This is a genomic window from Streptomyces dioscori (assembly GCF_003024195.1).
Taxonomy (GTDB): domain Bacteria; phylum Actinomycetota; class Actinomycetes; order Streptomycetales; family Streptomycetaceae; genus Streptomyces; species Streptomyces dioscori.
Genome location: NZ_KZ679041.1, coordinates 435299 through 452457, shown reverse-complemented (window position 1 = coordinate 452457; position 17159 = coordinate 435299). Strand labels below are relative to the sequence as shown.

Genomic DNA, 17159 nt, shown 5'->3' with positions numbered 1-17159 from the left:
GTGGTGCAGGATTGATCCATGACCGGACCGATCCGCATCACCGCCCCCGACGGGGTCGCCCCCGCCGCCGCCTACGCGCACGTCGTCATGGGCACGGGCCGCTTCGTGGCGGTCTCGGGCCAGCTGGCGCTCGACGAGGAGGGGAAGCCGGTCGGCGAGGGCGACCCGGCTGCCCAGGCCCGTCAGGTCTTCGAGAATCTGCGGCGCTGCCTCGCCGCGGCCGGCGCGGGCTTCGACGACGTGGTCAAACTGACCTACTTCGTCACGGACATGGCCCACATGCCCGCCATCCGCGCGGCCCGGGCCGAACACATCCCGCAGGACCGCCTCCCGGCCGCCTCCGCCGTACAGGTCGCCGCCCTGGTCCGCCCGGAGTTCCTGATGGAGATAGAGGCGTTCGCGATACTGCCCGCATGAGCCGTACCGATGGCCCGCCCCACATCCGCGAGATGACCCTGTCCGACTGCCCCCGCGTGGCGGAGATCCGGGTACGCGGCTGGCAGAGCGCGTACCAGGGTCTGATGCCCCGGTCCTATCTCGACGGGCTCGACGTGGCGGCCGAACTCCCGCGGCGGCGGGCCCACTTCGCGCAGGCCGCCGGCAAGGGCGTGGTGAACCTCGTCGCGGAGTCGGCCGGCGCGGTTGTCGGCTGGGCCTGCCACGGGCCCTACCGCGGCGGGGAACCACGTACCCAGGACGCCGGAGACATCGAGGGTGCCGGGGACGCCGAGCTGTACGCGATCTACGTCGACCCCGACCGGATCGGACGCGGGGTGGGCCGTGCCCTGTTGCGGGCGTCGGTCCAGCGGTGCGCCGCCGCGGGGCACGACAGGATGCTGCTCTGGGTCCTTCGGGAGAACGCGGGCGCGCGCCGCTTCTACGAACGGGCCGGTTTCACCGCGGACGGCACCGAGGAGCCCTACGAGGTCGAGGGCGTCGAGGTGCCGGAGGTGCGGTACGCAAGGGTGCTGGAAGACGGCGTCATCCCTTGGGGAGGCTGACGCAGAAGACCGCGCCGTTCGGCCGGCCCGGTTCGTACCAGGCGTCGCCGCCGTTGGCGCGCGCCAGGCTGCGGGCGATCCACAGGCCGAGGCCGGTGCCCTCGGTGGCCGCCGCGGTGGCGGGGTCGCGGCGGTAGCGCTCGAAGAGGTGCGGAACGAAGGACTCCGGCACACCGGGGCCATGGTCCGCGACCCGGAGCTCGATGCGTCCGCCGGCTTCCCGTGCGGTGATCTCGACGGGATCCCGGCCGTAGGTGAGCGCGTTCTCCAGGTAGTTGCCGAAGATCTCGGCGAAGCCCACCGGGTCGACACGCGCCACCAGCCGGGCCGGGACGGCGAGTCTCAGTCCGTCGCGGGCGGCCCCGGACTCGGTGAACTGGTCCAGCAGGAAGTCCAGCACCTCCACCGGCTCCGGTACGCCCTGCCGGCCGGCGCCGTCGAGCCGTGCGGCGGTGAGGAGTTTGCGGACCAGGGCCTGGAGGCGGGCCGTGCGTTCGGCGATCCGCTCGACCACCTCCGCGCGCCGCTCGTCGGCCAGTCCGGGCGGCGGCTCCCGGAGCACGTGCACCAGGGCGCTCAGTGCGGCCAGCGGGTTGTGCAGTTGGTGGGCGGCGACCGCGACGACCACGCTCTGGTGCTCCAGGGCGGCCTGGAGCACATGGTCGGCCTGCTGCCGGCGGGTTCCGTCGCGCAGCGTGGCCACGTACAGGCGCCGGCCGTCGAACCGGGCGAGGGCGACCGTCATCTCGACCACCTTGTTGCGGCCGTTCGGCAGGACCAGCGTGACCTCGGTGGACTCCCCGTCGGCGAGCGGAAAGCCGAACACGGAGCCGATCAGCTCGTCGGCCGGCCGCTCCAGCAGCGCCGCCGCGGCCGGGTTGCACGCTCCTACGCAGCCGTCGGCGTCGACCGCGACGATGCCGTCGGGCGCGGCCAGCGTCATGGCCGCGTACAGTTCCTGACGCCCGTCGTCAGCCATCGCGTTCGTCCCCGCGCCCCCTTCGCCGCCCCAGCGGTCCATATGGCGAACCGGTACCTCTCATGTCCCCCCGCTTCCCCCGCCGCCCCCGCCGGGCACCCGGTGGTGCGGCCGGGAGACCCCCTTCGCCGGCCGCCCGTCGCGGCTTCCTCACGGCGTCGACGCCCCCTGTCCGCAAACGGTCGGACAGGCGGTACGCACAGCACATCAGACGCGCGTCGGCCGACGCGGCGGGGACGGCCCCGTGAACCCGGGCTCGTGCGGTACGCGGAACGCACAGGTCTCCCCCCGGCGCCCCCTGCCACCTGCCGCTGACCGGCCACTCACCGGCCGCCCTCTGCGTTCCTCCTCAACTCTGTACCGTGCACCGGGCGTTGGGCCAGACACGGGAGGCATATTCCCGGGTACGGCCGGGACCCGCCGGGGGCCTTCAGCACTACGCTCGAAAGCGCATCGCCACCACCGGCCCGGGGAGAGCCGGCCATCCGGAGGGGGAGGATCCGGGATGATCCGCGTGCTCGTGGTCGAGGACCAGCGCGCGCTGGCCGACGCCCTGGCCATCGCCATCGGAGCACAACCGGACCTGGACTGCGGCGAAGCGGTGGGTACGGTCGACGAGGCGTTGCGGGAGGCGGCCCGTCGGCCCCCCTCCGTGGTGCTGATGGACATCCATCTGCCGGGCACGGACGGGATCGAGGGCACGCGGCTGCTGAAGAAGGCCCACCCTTCTGCACGGGTGGTCGTCCTGACCGCGGACGCGACCCCCGACCAACTGGCGCGGGCGGTGACAGCGGGCGCCTCGGCGTTCCTCGCCAAGCACAGCCCGTTCGGGGACATCCTCACCGCGATCCGGACGACGGCCACCGGCAAACTGCTCGTCGAGGAGTCGACCCTGGCGGCCCGGCTACCGCCTCGGCAGCGCAACGGGGCCGGGCTGACCCGGCGTGAGCACGAGGTGCTGGTCCTGCTCGCCCAGGGACACGGCCTCAAGGCGATCGCGGACCGGCTCGTCCTCAGCCGGCACACGGTACGCGGACATGTGAAGAGCGTCCTGGTGAAACTGCGCGCGCACAGTCAGCTGGAGGCGGTGGTGACGGCCACGCGGCTGGGAATCCTGCCGCGCGAGCTGCCGTAGAGCGGCGAATCAGCCCATCTGAGGGGGCCGTTCGCCCCGCCTGGGGTATTTCCGCCCGAACGCCCGTCACTTATGGTGCGAAATGTGCGACCCTCCACGGCAACGGTTCACGCCGGTGCCGAGCGACGACCCGAATCCCATGTCGCACCCAGCCGGACGGTCGCACACCAGGGGCCGCCGGGGAGCAGGGCCCGGGCCACGAGCGCGAAGCTCGTCCACCTGCCGATCGCCCGCCTCCCGCCGGGCGAACCCCCGGCGACCCCCCTCAGGGGCGCGAGGGCCTGCGCGCCGGCCCGCAGCCACAAGCCGACGCGCCCGCCCACCCCGTCAGGGGCGCGGGGAACCGCGCGGCCCGCCCCCCACTGACCCGCACCGCACAAACCCCCTGCTCAGGACCATCCTGAACCTGCAGGTCCATCGTGGCTGGCCGCGCAGTTCCCCGCGCCCCTGACGGGGCCCAGGCCCCCAGCAGACCGCCGCGCCCACCAGAGCCGCGAGGAACAGCCGCGCCTCAGGGGCGCGAGGAACTGCGCGACAAGCCCCCACCGGCCCCGCAGCCACAAGCCGACGCCGACGCCCCACCCCCTCAGGGGCGCGGGGAACTGCGCGACAAGCCCCCACCGGCCCGCAGGTACAAACAGGCCCCTACACGCACCCCAACCCCAACCTGCTAGCCCCGCCCCCGCGGGACCCGCTGAGCCGGCAGCCGCCGCAACGCGTCGGCCGCCGCCCCCGCCAACTCCGGATGCACCAGCGCCTCGTTCAGCACGGGCCGAGCCCGTTCGTCCCCCAGCACCCCCAGCCCCTCCACACACGCGAGCGCGACCCGCCGATACGGATCGTGCGGCCGGAACCGCCGCGCCAGAGTGGTGATCAGCGCCGGCACGGACTCCGGCGCCCGCAGTTCCACCAGCAGCCGCACCGGATGAAGCGCGTACGCGACGCGCAGCTCGTTCGTGGCGAGGGCCGCCGCCGCCCGCGCGGTACGCGGATCCCCCAGCCGGGCCATGGCGTACGCGGCGGACGCGCACCGCTGCGGATCCCGGTGGTTGAGCAGCAGGACGAGCGCCTCGAAGGCCCGTCGGTCCCCGGCGACACCGAGCCGGAACGCGGCCAGCTCCCGCGCCCAGAGCGGCTGTTCGGGAGCGATGAGCACGGCGGCCAGCTCGTCGAGATCGCCGGTCGCCGCCAGTCGTTCGTACGAGAAGGACGCCATCGTGCCCGCCTCCTGCCGTAAGCGCTGGGTGAGCGATCGCAACTCTTCGTCCATGATGCAGAGACTATCGGCGACATAGGTCACACGGACCGGCCCGGAAAGCGGGCTGGCGCGCTCGTTACTCACCGGTTAAGCTCAATCGAGCGAGTTACCCACTCGTGGATCCGCCCGTGGTGGCCTGGTGACGCAGCCGCCGCGGGAACACCCTCACACCCCAGCGGTCGTGAGGGAGCTGGTCGGTTCGGTACTTCAGGTACCTCAGTTCGACATGACGGCACGGCTCCGGGACAGGGCCTGTCGGTTCGCCTCAGCGTTTCCCACCGCACTCCGTGCGCCCGTCGGCGTACCCGCGTGCGTCCCTCAGTCGTCACTCATTCCTGGAGTCCCGCGATGGCCACTCCCCTGTCCGACCCCTCGTTGTCCTCCGTCTCCCTCCTGCGGACCGTCGCCGTCGTCGGCCTCGGCACGATGGGCACCGGTATCGCCGAGATCCTCGCCCGGGCCGGCCGCGAGGTCGTCGGCATCGACATCAGCGAGGCCGCCGCGGCGCAGGCCGTCGGCGCGCTGGAGTCCTCGACCGCCCGTGCCGTGCGGCGCGGACGCATCACCGAGCAGGAACGCGACGACACCCTCGCCCGCTTCCGCACCTTCACCGATCTGCGGGCCGCGGCCGACGCCGACCTGGTGATCGAGGTGGCCCCGGAGTCGTACGAGATCAAGCACCAGATCTTCCGGGAGCTGGACGGTGTCGTGCGGCCCGGGACGATCCTGGCGACCGGCACGAACGCCCTGTCGGTCACCCGGCTGGCCGCCGACTCGGCCCATCCCGAACGGGTCCTGGGCCTGCACTTCTTCAACCCCGCGCCCGCGATGAAGCTCGTCGAGGTCGTCTCGTCCGTGCTGACCGCGCCGGGCGCCGTCGCCGCCGTCACCGACCTCGCCCTCGAACTCGGCAAGGAGCCCGTCGCGGTCGGCGACCGCCCCGGCTTCGTCGCCGACGGCCTGCTCTTCGGCTACCTCAACCAGGCCGCCGCGATGTACGAGGCCAAGTACGCCAGCCGCGAGGACATCGACGCCGCGATGCGGCTGGGCTGCGGCCTGCCGATGGGCCCACTCGCCCTGCTCGACCTGATCGGCGTGGACACCGCGCGTACGGTCCTGGAGGCCATGTACGCCGAGTCGCACGACCGGCTGCACGCGCCGGCGCCGGTCCTCAAGCAGCTCAGCCAGGCGGGCCTGACCGGCCGCAAGTCGGGGCGTGGCTTCTACACGTACGACGCTCCGGGCAGCGCGACCGTCGTCCCGGACGCGCTGACGCCGTCCGCCGCGGGGTCCGGGACGGTCGGCCGGACCGTCCGCTCGGTCGGTGTCGCGGGCTCCGGAACGATGGCGTCCGGCATCGCGGAGGTCTTCGCGAAGGCCGGGTACGACGTCGTCCTCGCCGCCCGCACCGAGGAGAAGGCCGGGACCGCGAAGGCCCGTATCGGCAAGTCCCTCTCGCGCTCCGTCGACAAGGGCCGGATGACCGCGGAGGCGGCCGCCGAGACCCTGGGGCGCATCACCCCGGCGGGTTCGTACGAGGCCTTCGCCGAGGTCGATCTGGCGCTGGAGGCCGTCGCCGAGGACCTGGAGATCAAGCAGCAGCTCTTCGCGGTGTTCGACAAGGTCTGCAAGCCGGGCGCGATCCTGGCCACGACGACGTCCTCGCTGCCGGTCGTCGCCTGCGCGAGGGCCACCTCGCGGCCGCAGGACGTGATCGGCATGCACTTCTTCAACCCGGCCCCCGCGATGAAGCTGGTCGAGGTCGTGCGCACGGTCCTGACGGCGGACGACGTGCACGCCACGGTCCGCGAGCTGTGCGCGAAGGTCCGCAAGCACCCGGTGGACTGCGGCGACCGGGCGGGGTTCATCGTCAACGCGCTCCTGTTCCCGTACCTGAACAACGCGATCAAGATGGTCGAGGAGCACTACGCGACGCTCGACGACATCGACGCCGCGATGAAGCTCGGCGGCGGCTACCCGATGGGCCCGTTCGAACTCCTCGACGTGGTCGGCCTGGATGTCTCGCTGGCCATCGAGAAGGTGCTGCACCGCGAGTTCCGCGACCCGGGTCTGGCCCCGGCGCCGCTCCTGGAGCACCTGGTGGCCGCGGGCTGCCTCGGCCGCAAGACGGGCCGCGGCTTCCGCGAATATGCGCGGCGCTGAGCCGTCGCGCGAAGACGGGCCCGGGGACCGGCCCGGCAGGTGCGCCTCCGGGCCAGGGGACCGGCCCGGAGGCGGGCGTGCGGACTGGGGCGGGCTGCTCGACCCCGCCGGCGCCTCCGCGGGGGCCCTGGGCCCCGGCGGAGAAAGACCCGGTCGGGAGCGCTCCGGCGCGTACATGCAGTACGTTCGGGGCATGTCCCAGCCCGCCAAGTCCTCCCGTACACCAGCCACGTCCGACGCGCCGGAGAGCGCCGCGGGCGGTCGCGCCGCGGCGCAGCGGCTCAAGATGCGCCGAGAGCTGGCGGCCGCCGCGATGGAGCTCTTCGCGACGAAGGGGTACGAGGCGACGACGGTCGACGAGATCGCGGCCGCGGCCGGGGTGGCCCGGCGCACCTTCTTCCGGCACTTCCGGTCCAAGGAGGAGGCGATCTTCCCGGACCACGACGACACCCTGATCCGGGCCGAGGCGGTGCTCAACGCCGCGCCGGCGCACGAGCATCCGCTGGACACGGTGTGCCGCGGGATCAAGGAAGTCATGCAGATGTACGCGGCGCGGCCGGAGATCTCGGTCTCGCGCTACAAGCTGACGCGTGAGGTGCCGACGCTGCGGGAGGCGGAGATCGCGTCCGTGGCCCGGTACGAGCGGCTGTTCACCCGCTATCTGCTGGGGCACTTCGACGAGCACGCCCACGACGACGACGCCAACGACGATCCGCTGCTCGCGGAGGTCGCCGCGTCGGCCGTGGTCACCGCGCACAACCACGTGCTGCGCAGATGGCTGCGGGCGGGCGCCCAGGGTGACGTGGAGGCGCAGCTGGACCACGCCTTCTCGATCGTCAGGAAGACCTTCGGCACGGGGATAGGCGCCGGTCGGGACACCGCCGCGCACGCGGCGCCCGTGTCCGCCGCGTCGGTGGAGGGCGAGGTGCTGGTGACCGTCGCCCGCGTGGACGCTCCGCTGCACCAGGTGATGCGGACCATCGAGCAGGCATTGAAGGAACGGTCGTAGAAACGACCCGCAATCACCACTGAAGGGGCACGCCCACCCGGGCAGTGCCCCTTTTTCAATGCCCTTTTGCCCCCGCGCTTGATCGATCATCGCTCATCTGTGACAGGCAGATGACAACTGAGAGAAATTGTTGGCACTCGGTGCCTTGCTAGATGACACGCAGTGTCATACGTTGAAGTGGTCCGGGCGGCCGGCGTGCAGAGAACCTTCGTACGCCGGCTGTCCCCGCAAGCCAATGCCTGCGAGCCCGGACGCCTGCGTCACAGGCAACCTTCCGCGCCACAAAGCGCTGCCGAGCACCACCCCCTTGCCGAACCGACGGCACGTCTCACCAGCAGCTACCCACCCCGACGTACCCCTCAGCGTTCTCCCTCGGACGCTCTCGGACGCTCATCGCCGGAGGCAACACCGTGAAGGAAATCCTGGACGCGATCCAGTCGCAGACCGCCACGTCCGCCGACTTCGCCGCGCTACCGCTCCCCGAGTCCTACCGCGCGATCACCGTGCACAAGGACGAGACGGAGATGTTCGCCGGGCTCACCACCCGCGACAAGGACCCGCGCAAGTCGATCCACCTGGACGACGTGCCGGTGCCGGAGCTCGGCCCCGGCGAGGCCCTGGTGGCCGTGATGGCCTCCTCGGTCAACTACAACTCCGTGTGGACCTCGATCTTCGAGCCGGTGTCCACCTTCAGCTTCCTGGAGCGCTACGGCAGGCTCAGCGAGCTGACCAAGCGCCACGACCTGCCGTACCACGTCATCGGTTCCGACCTCGCGGGCGTCGTGCTGCGCACCGGTCCGGGCGTGAACGCCTGGCACCCCGGTGACGAGGTCGTCGCGCACTGCCTGTCCGTCGAGCTGGAGTCCAGCGACGGGCACAACGACACCATGCTCGACCCCGAGCAGCGCATCTGGGGCTTCGAGACCAACTTCGGCGGCCTCGCCGAGATCGCGCTCGTCAAGTCCAACCAGCTGATGCCCAAGCCCGACCACCTCAGCTGGGAGGAGGCCGCGGCGCCCGGCCTGGTCAACTCCACCGCGTACCGGCAGCTGGTCTCCCGCAACGGCGCCGGGATGAAGCAGGGCGACAACGTCCTCATCTGGGGCGCGAGCGGCGGCCTCGGCAGTTACGCCACGCAGTTCGCGCTCGCCGGCGGCGCCAACCCCATCTGTGTGGTCAGCAGCCCGCAGAAGGCGGACATCTGCCGGGCGATGGGCGCCGAGGCGATCATCGACCGCAACGCGGAGGACTACCGGTTCTGGAAGGACGAGCACCACCAGGACCCGAAGGAGTGGAAGCGCTTCGGCAAGCGCATCCGCGAACTGACCGGCGGCGAGGACGTCGACATCGTCTTCGAGCACCCGGGCCGCGAGACCTTCGGCGCCTCCGTGTACGTCACCCGCAAGGGCGGCACCATCGTCACCTGCGCCTCCACCTCGGGCTACAACCACGAGTACGACAACCGCTACCTGTGGATGTCCCTGAAGCGGATCATCGGCTCGCACTTCGCCAACTACCGCGAGGCCTGGGAGGCCAACCGGCTCATCGCGAAGGGCAAGATCCACCCGACGCTGTCCAAGGTGTACTCGCTGGAGGAGACCGGGCAGGCCGCGTACGACGTGCACCGCAACCTCCACCAGGGCAAGGTCGGGGTCCTGGCGCTGGCGCCCACCGAGGGTCTCGGTGTGCGCGACGAGGAGAAGCGCGCCCAGCACGTCGACGCCATCAACCGCTTCCGGAACATCTGAGGTCCGAAGATGACAGAGCGCCAGACGCCGCAGGAGCGCACCGAGAAGGACCGGCCGTGGCTCATGCGGACCTACGCCGGCCACTCCACCGCGGAGGCGTCCAACGAGCTGTACCGGCGCAACCTCGCCAAGGGGCAGACGGGTCTGTCGGTCGCGTTCGACCTGCCGACCCAGACCGGGTACGACCCCGACCACATCCTCGCCCGCGGCGAGGTCGGCCGGGTCGGCGTACCGGTCTCGCACCTCGGTGACATGCGCCGGCTGTTCCAGGACATCCCCCTGGAGCAGATGAACACCTCGATGACCATCAACGCCACCGCCATGTGGCTGCTGGCGCTCTACCAGGTCGTCGCCGAGGAGCAGGGTGTGGACATCACCACGCTCCAGGGGACGACCCAGAACGACATCGTGAAGGAGTACCTGTCGCGGGGCACGCACGTGTTCCCGCCGGTGCCCTCCCTCCGTCTGACGACGGACATGATCTGCTACACGGTCAACAACATCCCCAAGTGGAACCCGATCAACATCTGCAGCTACCACCTCCAGGAGGCGGGAGCCACTCCGGTCCAGGAGATCGCGTACGCGATGTCCACCGCGATCGCCGTGCTCGACGCGGTGTTCGCGTCCGGGCAGATCCGCGAGGACCAGAAGGGGGACGTGGTCGCGCGCATCTCCTTCTTCGTGAACGCGGGCGTCCGGTTCGTCGAGGAGATGTGCAAGATGCGGGCGTTCGGCCGCATCTGGGACCGCATCACCCGCGAGCGGTACGGCATCGAGAACCCCAAGCACCGCAGGTTCCGGTACGGGGTCCAGGTCAACTCCCTCGGCCTGACCGAGGCCCAGCCGGAGAACAACATCCAGCGGATCGTCCTGGAGATGCTGGCCGTCACCCTCTCCAAGGACGCACGCGCGCGTGCCGTGCAACTTCCCGCCTGGAACGAGGCCTTGGGGCTGCCCCGCCCCTGGGACCAGCAGTGGTCGCTGCGTATGCAGCAGGTGCTCGCCTACGAGAGCGACCTGCTGGAATACGCGGACATCTTCGAGGGTTCGCACGTCGTGGAGGCGAAGGTCGCCCAGCTGGTCGAGGACTCCTTCGCCGAGATCGACCGGATCGAGGAGATGGGCGGCGCGATGGCGGCCGTCGAGTCGGGCTATCTGAAGTCGCAGCTCGTCTCCTCGCACGCCGAGCGCCGGGCCCGTATCGAGTCCGGCGACGAGAAGATCGTCGGCGTCAACATCTTCGAGTCGACCGAGCCCAACCCGCTCACGGCCGATCTGGACGCCGCGATCCAGACGGTCGACCCGGCGGTCGAGGCCCGGGTGACGAGCGCCCTCCAGAAGTGGCGCGACACCCGCTACCAGCCGCCCTTCAACCACCCGCGCCCGTGCAAGGCGCTGGACCGGCTGAAGGAGGCCGCCAAGGGCACCGGCAACCTCATGGAGGCCACCCTGGAGTGCGCCCGTGCCGGCGTCACGACCGGCGAGTGGGCCGGCGCCCTGCGCGAGGTCTTCGGCGAGTTCCGCGCCCCCACCGGGGTGTCCTCCGCGCCCGTCGCGGTGACCGCCGAGGAGGGCACCGCGATGGCGGTGGTCCGCCGCAAGGTGGAGCTGACCGCGAAGGACCTGGGCGTCGGCAAGCTCCGCTTCCTGGTGGGCAAGCCGGGCCTGGACGGGCACTCGAACGGCGCCGAGCAGATCGCCGTACGCGCCCGTGACGCCGGCTTCGAGGTGGTTTACCAGGGCATCCGGCTCACGCCCGAGGAGATCGTGACCGCGGCCGTCGCCGAGGACGTCCACGGCGTGGGCCTGTCCATCCTGTCGGGCTCGCACGCCCAGCTGGTGCCCGACGTGCTGGAACGGCTGCGCGAGGCGGGCGCCGCCGACATCCCCGTGATCGCCGGCGGGATCATCCCGAACGCCGACGCCGAGTTGCTGAGGGCCGCGGGAGTGGCCGCGGTCTTCACCCCGAAGGACTTCGACATCACGGGAATCATCGGCCGTATCGTCGACGAGATCCGGAAAGCGAACAAGCTCGACCCTCTGGAGGTCCCCGCATGACCAGCCCTGTTCCCCAGGTCAACCGTTTGCGCCCGCGGCGCTCCTGCCTGGCCGTGCCCGGCTCGAACCCCCGCTTCCTGGAGAAGGCCCAGGGTCTGCCCGCCGACCAGGTCTTCCTCGACCTGGAGGACGCGTGCGCACCGCTGGCCAAGCCGGAGGCGCGGCACACCATCGTCAAGTTCCTCAACGAGGGCGACTGGACGGGCAAGACGCGGGTCGTGCGCGTGAACGACTGGACGACCGAGTGGACGTACCGCGATGTCGTGACGGTCGTCGAGGGTGCGGGACCCAACCTCGACTGCATCATGCTGCCGAAGGTGCAGGACGCCCAGCAGGTGGTGGCGCTCGACCTGCTCCTGACGCAGATCGAGAAGACGATGGGCTTCGAGGTCGGAAAGATCGGCATCGAGGCGCAGATCGAGAACGCGCAGGGCCTGAACAACGTCAACGAGATCGCGACGGCCTCCCAGCGCGTCGAGACGATCATCTTCGGCCCGGCCGACTTCATGGCGTCGATCAACATGAAGTCGCTGGTCGTGGGCGAGCAGCCGCCCGGCTACCCGGCGGACGCCTACCACTACATCCTGATGAAGATCCTGATGGCCGCCCGCGCCAACAACCTCCAGGCGATCGACGGCCCCTACCTGCAGATCCGCAACGTGGACGGCTACCGCGAGGTCGCCCGGCGCGCCGCTGCCCTCGGTTTCGACGGCAAGTGGGTGCTGCACCCCGGTCAGGTCGAGGCGTCGAACGAGATCTTCTCGCCGTCCCAGGAGGACTTCGACCACGCCGAGCTGATCCTGGACGCGTACGAGTACTACACGTCCGAGGCGGGCGGCAAGAAGGGCTCCGCGATGATCGGCGACGAGATGATCGACGAGGCGAGCCGCAAGATGGCCCTGGTCATCTCCGGCAAGGGCCGCGCCGCGGGCATGGAACGCACCAGCAAGTTCGAAGCGCCGGAGGCCTGAGCACATGCAATTCGGGCGAACCTACGAAGAGTTCGAAGTCGGAGCGGTCTACAAGCACTGGCCCGGAAAAACCGTGACCGAGTACGACGACCACCTCTTCTGTCTGCTCACGATGAACCACCATCCGCTCCACATGGACGCCAACTACGCGGAGAACACCACCGACTTCAAGAAGAACGTGGTGGTCGGGAACTACATCTACTCCCTGCTCCTTGGCATGTCCGTCCCCGACGTGTCGGGCAAGGCGATCGCCAACCTGGAGGTCGAGTCGCTCAAGCACGTCGCGCCGACCTTCCACGGCGACACGATCTACGGCGAGACCACGGTCCTCGACAAGACGCCCTCCCGGTCCAAGAACGACCGCGGGATCGTGTACGTCGAGACGAAGGGCTACAAGCAGGACGGCACGCTGGTCTGCGTGTTCCGCCGCAAGGTGATGGTCCCCACCGAGACGTACATCAAGGAGCGCGGCGGCGAACAGCCCGGCCGCCCGGAGCTGAGGGCTCCCGCGGAGAAGAAGGCCTCCGCCGACCAGAAGACGGAGAAGTAGCCATGGCGCGACTCGCCCAGACCGCCGGTCTGACCGACATCCAGCGGGAGATCCTGTCGACCGTACGGGACTTCGTCGACAAGGAGATCATTCCGGTCGCGACCGAGCTGGAGCACCGCGACGAGTACCCGCAGCAGATCGTCGACGGGCTCAAGGAGTTGGGCCTCTTCGGCCTGATGATCCCCGAGGAGTACGGGGGCCTGGGTGAGTCGCTCCTCACCTACGCGCTGTGCGTGGAGGAGATCGCGCGCGGCTGGATGTCGGTGTCCGGCATCATCAACACCCACTTCATCGTGGCCTACATGCTCAAGCAGCACGGCACGCAGGAGCAGAAGGAGTACTTCCTGCCGCGCATGGCGGCGGGCGAGGTGCGCGGCGCGTTCTCCATGTCCGAGCCGGCGCTCGGCTCCGACGTGTCGGCCATCACGTCGAAGGCGGTGCGGGACGGCGAGGAATATGTCCTGAACGGGCAGAAGATGTGGCTCACGAACGGCGGAACGTCCACTCTCGTGGCCGTTCTCGTGAAGAGTGACGAAGGCCACCCCGAGGGGACCGCGCCCCACAAGTCGATGACGACCTTCCTCGTGGAGAAGGAGCCCGGTTTCGGTGAGGTCCGCCCCGGCCTGACCATCCCCGGGAAGATCGACAAGATGGGCTACAAGGGTGTCGACACCACCGAGCTGATCATGGATGGCCTGCGCATTCCGGCCAATCGCGTGCTCGGCGGCACCACTGGCCGAGGTTTTTATCAGATGATGGACGGCGTGGAAGTGGGCCGCGTCAATGTGGCCGCGCGTGGTTGCGGCGTCGCTCAGCGTGCCTTTGAACTGGGCGTTTCCTATGCCCAGCAGCGCCACACCTTCGGCAAGCAGATCGCTCAACATCAAGCGATCCAGTTCAAACTGGCCGAGATGGCTACCAAGGTCGAGGCCGCCCATGCGATGATGGTCAATGCGGCGCGCAAAAAGGACTCCGGGGAGCGAAACGACCTCGAAGCAGGGATGGCGAAGTACCTCGCCTCCGAATACTGCAAGGAGGTCGTGGAAGATGCCTTCCGGATCCACGGCGGCTACGGCTTCTCAAAGGAGTACGAGATCGAGCGCCTCTACCGCGAGGCCCCGATGCTGCTCATCGGTGAAGGTACCGCCGAGATCCAGAAAATGATCATCGGACGCAGGCTGCTCGAAGAGTATCGGCTGCAGGGTTAGATATACCGATTCGGGGTGTTTTCATCGAGAAGAAGATCACACCCCGTCAGCACTCTTCGGACACCGACTCGGCTTCCTGGCTTACCCAGTTGTGGCCCGCGACCGGTACGATCCCGGGAAAGCCGCCGTCCCCAGTCACCGCGCGGCATCATCCGCTACGAAGGTCATCCATGCCCCACAGCCAAACCTCTGCACCACGCGACAGCCTGGCCGGCGTACGTCTTGCGCGCGGAGCATCGCCGTGGCTCCTCCCGACCGTCGCCACCGCAGCCCTCAGCCTGGTACGCGCGCGCAAGTCCGGCGCCGCCAAGGCCGTGGCCGTACCCGCCACCGCTCTCGCGGCGGGCATGCTGTGGTTCTTCCGCGACCCCGAGCGCGAGATCACCCAGGGCCGGGTCATCTCGCCCGCCGACGGTGTGGTGCAGAGCATCATGCCGTGGAAGGACGGGCGCACCCGCGTCGCGATCTTCATGAGCCCGCTGAACGTCCACGTCAACCGCGCGCCTCTCTCCGGCACGGTGACGTCGGTCGAGCACATCCCCGGCGGGTTCGTTCCGGCGTTCAACAAGGAGAGCGAGAACAACGAGCGCGTTGTCTGGCACTTCGACACCGAGCTCGGCGACATCGAGATGATCCAGATCGCCGGTGCGGTCGCGCGGCGCATCGTGCCGTACATCCCGCAGGGCACGAAGGTCGAGCAGGGTGAGCGGATCGGCCTGATCCGCTTCGGGTCGCGCGTCGACATCTACCTCCCCGAGGGCGTGGAGGTCGACGTGGAGGTCGGTCAGAAGACCGTGGCGGGGGTGACTCGCATTGACCGTGATTGATCCCGAGACGCAGACCGGCTGGGTGCCGGAGGCCGACGAGCTGGACGACGAGGAGGAGATGCCCCTCTCTCTCCGCCTCTCAATAGCGGACACGCTCACGCTCGGTAACGCCACGTGCGGCTTCATGGCGGTGTACTTCACCACCACGGGCATCCTGATCCCGCACCTCACGGGCAGCCAGGAGACCGGCATGGCGCGGCACAGTGCCGCGACCGCCGTGATCCTGATGCTCTGCGCGGCGGTCTTCGACCTGTTCGACGGTCTGGTCGCCCGCAAGCTGCGCTCGTCCCCGATGGGCGCGGAGCTGGACAACCTCTCGGACCTGATCAGCTTCGGTCTGGCGCCGGCGTACTTCGTGCTCGTGTACGGCATGGTCGCCGACGACGCGCACCAGCGGGTCGCGGCGGTGGGCGGGATCGTGGTCCTGCTGGCGGTCGTGCTGCGGCTGGCGAGATTCTCGTGCGTCACCGTCAAGGACGGCACCTTCCAGGGCATGCCGTCGCCGTTCGGCGCGCTGACGGTCGTCTCGATCGTGCTGCTTGAGCTGCCGTTCGTCGCCACGCTCATGGCGATCATCGGTACGGCGTGGCTGATGGTGAGCCGCGTCGAGTACCCGAAGCCGCGGGGGCGTCTCGCCGTGGCGATGCTTTCCTGGATCGTGCTCAGCATGGCGCTGCTCGCCGCTTGGGCGTTCGATGCGCCCGGTGGGCAGCTGTTGCTGCAGACCGGGTGTGCGCTGCAGCTCGTGATGGGGGCTGTCATTCCCCTCTTCGCGACTGCTCGGCGGGTGAACAACTTCCGGGGTAACCGGCGGGAGGCCCGGGCAGCGCAGCTGCCCTAGTTCTTGCACCCCGTACATGGGAAGGGCCCCGGACCAGTGAACTGGTTCGGGGCCCTTCTCTTGTGCGTCACAGTGCGGGTGCGTGGGGGCCTGGTCGCGCAGTTCCCCGCGCCCCTGAAGGGGCCCCTGCGGGCCCCCAGGGGCCCTATTCGGTTGCGGTGTACGCCTCCGCCACCGTCGAGGCCGACGGCTGCTGGACCACCTTCATGCCGCCTGTCACCGACTTGTCCGGCTGGAGGATGACGCTTTCCTTGGAGGAGGGGGCCTTGGGGTCGGTGAAGTTCTGGGGGATGCCGAAGCCCGTGTCCAGGGCGTCGATGGTGAGCAGGGCCTTGTCCACGCCCTCACGGGTCAGGTCCTTGGACGCGCAGGCCTTCTTCAGGGCCTCGCCGAACGCCGCGGCGGCCGTCCAGCCGGCGACCACACCGTTGTCCAGGGAGTCCTTCGGATACGCCTTCTTGTAGTCGGCGACCAGCTTCTCGGCGCCCGGGGTGTCCGCGCCGATGGGCAGCGAGGGCGAGGCCACCCAGTAGTTCTTCGCCAGGGCCGGACCCGCCTGGGTGGCCAGCAGCTGCGGGGCGAAGGCCGAGTTGTTGCCGATGATCGGGACGTTGAAGCCGCCCGCCGCCGCGACGCCGACCAGGGAGGCCGCCTGGCGGGGGCCCGCGCTGAGGACGACCGCCTTGACACCGGCCTTCTTCAGGGCCGCGACCTGCGCGGTCATGTCGTTGTCGGTCGGCTTGATCTTCTGCTCGACGACGGTCAGCCCGGCCTCCTTCGCGATGTGCTTGGAGCCGGCCAGCGCGCTCTCGCCGTAGTCGCCCTCGAAGTAGACGTGCCCGAGCTTGTCGCCCTTCTTGAGGCCCTTCTCCTTCATCAGGAAGTCGACGGCGTTGATCGTCTCGATGTCGTACGTGGACCCGATGACCCGGATGTACGGGCTGCCGAGGAGTGCCGACGACCAGGCCTGCGGCAGGACCAGGCCCTTGTCCTGACCGTCGATGCGCGGCTTGGCCGCTGCGACGAACGGCGAGCCGATGAACTGGGCGAACCCGAGCACCTTGGGCGCCAGCTCGGTGTACGCGGAGAGGGCCTTCTGCGGGTCGTAGCCGTGGTCGCGGACGGTCAGCTCGACCTTGTAGCCGCACACGCCGCCGTCGGCGTTCAGCTGCTTCACATAGAGCTGCTGGGCCTGGGTGACGCTCTTGCCGAGGGTCGCGTAGACCCCCGTCATGTCGGTGAGGGCGCCCAGCGCGATGGTCTTGCCGGAGATGCCCTTGCCGGTCTTCACCCCTCCCGCGGCGCTGTCGCTCTTCCCGTCGTCGTCCTTGGCCTTCGAGCTGCAGCCGGACAGCAGCAGCAGCGCCGCGATCGCACCGGCGGCCACCCTGGTCGTGCGGGCCGTGTTCAT

General features: G+C 69.7%; 15 protein-coding genes. 12 read left to right on the top strand and 3 right to left on the bottom strand.

Annotated features, from left to right (window positions below):
* Positions 1–18 precede the first annotated feature (18 nt).
* On the top strand, positions 19–417 hold the full coding sequence (locus C6Y14_RS13140) for a RidA family protein (RefSeq protein WP_107016776.1): 399 nt from the start codon (positions 19–21) through the stop codon (positions 415–417).
* Positions 414–1001: a GNAT family N-acetyltransferase gene (locus C6Y14_RS13135; RefSeq protein ID WP_225891046.1), complete on the top strand. Its 588-nt coding sequence runs from the start codon at positions 414–416 to the stop codon at positions 999–1001. The genes C6Y14_RS13140 and C6Y14_RS13135 overlap by 4 nt, the downstream gene beginning before the upstream one ends.
* Here the strand turns inward: C6Y14_RS13135 and C6Y14_RS13130 are convergent.
* On the bottom strand, positions 982–1980 hold the full coding sequence (locus C6Y14_RS13130) for a sensor histidine kinase (protein WP_159074232.1): 999 nt from the start codon (positions 1978–1980) through the stop codon (positions 982–984). The two genes, C6Y14_RS13135 and C6Y14_RS13130, sit on opposite strands and share 20 nt — an antisense overlap.
* 505 nt (positions 1981–2485) lie before the next feature.
* On the opposite strand from C6Y14_RS13130, the gene C6Y14_RS13125 reads away from it, so the two are divergent.
* A complete protein-coding gene (locus C6Y14_RS13125; protein WP_107016773.1) occupies positions 2486–3115 on the top strand; it encodes a response regulator in 630 nt (209 codons plus the stop codon).
* A 670-nt stretch (positions 3116–3785) separates the two neighbouring features.
* On the opposite strand, the gene C6Y14_RS13120 is transcribed toward C6Y14_RS13125, so the two are convergent.
* Positions 3786–4385, bottom strand: coding sequence for an adenylosuccinate lyase (locus C6Y14_RS13120; RefSeq protein ID WP_107016961.1), 600 nt, complete (start codon positions 4383–4385; stop codon positions 3786–3788).
* 336 nt (positions 4386–4721) lie between these two features.
* Here C6Y14_RS13120 and C6Y14_RS13115 point away from each other — a divergent pair, with 336 nt between their 5' ends.
* The 9 genes from C6Y14_RS13115 to pssA all read left to right on the top strand — a co-directional run bounded on the left by C6Y14_RS13115 (position 4722) and on the right by pssA (position 15748).
* Complete coding sequence (locus C6Y14_RS13115) at positions 4722–6536, top strand: 3-hydroxyacyl-CoA dehydrogenase family protein (RefSeq protein ID WP_107016772.1); 1815 nt, start codon at positions 4722–4724, stop codon at positions 6534–6536.
* 193 nt (positions 6537–6729) lie between these two features.
* The gene (locus tag C6Y14_RS13110) at positions 6730–7545 is read left to right on the top strand and encodes a TetR family transcriptional regulator (protein ID WP_225891045.1); all 816 of its coding nucleotides are present in this window, start codon (positions 6730–6732) and stop codon (positions 7543–7545) included.
* Between the two features lie 410 nt (positions 7546–7955).
* The gene (gene ccrA, locus C6Y14_RS13105) at positions 7956–9293 is read left to right on the top strand and encodes a crotonyl-CoA carboxylase/reductase (RefSeq protein ID WP_107016770.1); all 1338 of its coding nucleotides are present in this window, start codon (positions 7956–7958) and stop codon (positions 9291–9293) included.
* 9 nt (positions 9294–9302) lie between these two features.
* Positions 9303–11351, top strand: a complete 2049-nt coding sequence (locus C6Y14_RS13100) for a protein meaA (RefSeq protein ID WP_107016769.1) — start codon at positions 9303–9305, stop codon at positions 11349–11351.
* The gene (locus tag C6Y14_RS13095; protein ID WP_107016768.1) at positions 11348–12322 is read left to right on the top strand and encodes an HpcH/HpaI aldolase/citrate lyase family protein; all 975 of its coding nucleotides are present in this window, start codon (positions 11348–11350) and stop codon (positions 12320–12322) included. Before C6Y14_RS13100 ends, C6Y14_RS13095 begins: the two co-directional genes overlap by 4 nt.
* A 4-nt stretch (positions 12323–12326) precedes the next feature.
* Complete coding sequence (locus C6Y14_RS13090) at positions 12327–12872, top strand: MaoC family dehydratase (RefSeq protein WP_107016767.1); 546 nt, start codon at positions 12327–12329, stop codon at positions 12870–12872.
* A gap of 2 nt (positions 12873–12874) precedes the next feature.
* Positions 12875–14080, top strand: a complete 1206-nt coding sequence (locus tag C6Y14_RS13085; RefSeq protein WP_107016766.1) for an acyl-CoA dehydrogenase family protein — start codon at positions 12875–12877, stop codon at positions 14078–14080.
* 170 nt (positions 14081–14250) lie between these two features.
* Complete coding sequence (locus C6Y14_RS13080; RefSeq protein WP_107016765.1) at positions 14251–14907, top strand: phosphatidylserine decarboxylase; 657 nt, start codon at positions 14251–14253, stop codon at positions 14905–14907.
* 22 nt (positions 14908–14929) lie between these two features.
* Complete coding sequence (gene pssA, locus C6Y14_RS13075) at positions 14930–15748, top strand: CDP-diacylglycerol--serine O-phosphatidyltransferase (protein WP_107016960.1); 819 nt, start codon at positions 14930–14932, stop codon at positions 15746–15748.
* A 145-nt stretch (positions 15749–15893) separates the two neighbouring features.
* Here the strand turns inward: pssA and C6Y14_RS13070 are convergent, their stop codons facing one another.
* A complete protein-coding gene (locus C6Y14_RS13070; protein WP_404828787.1) occupies positions 15894–17159 on the bottom strand; it encodes an ABC transporter substrate-binding protein in 1266 nt (421 codons plus the stop codon).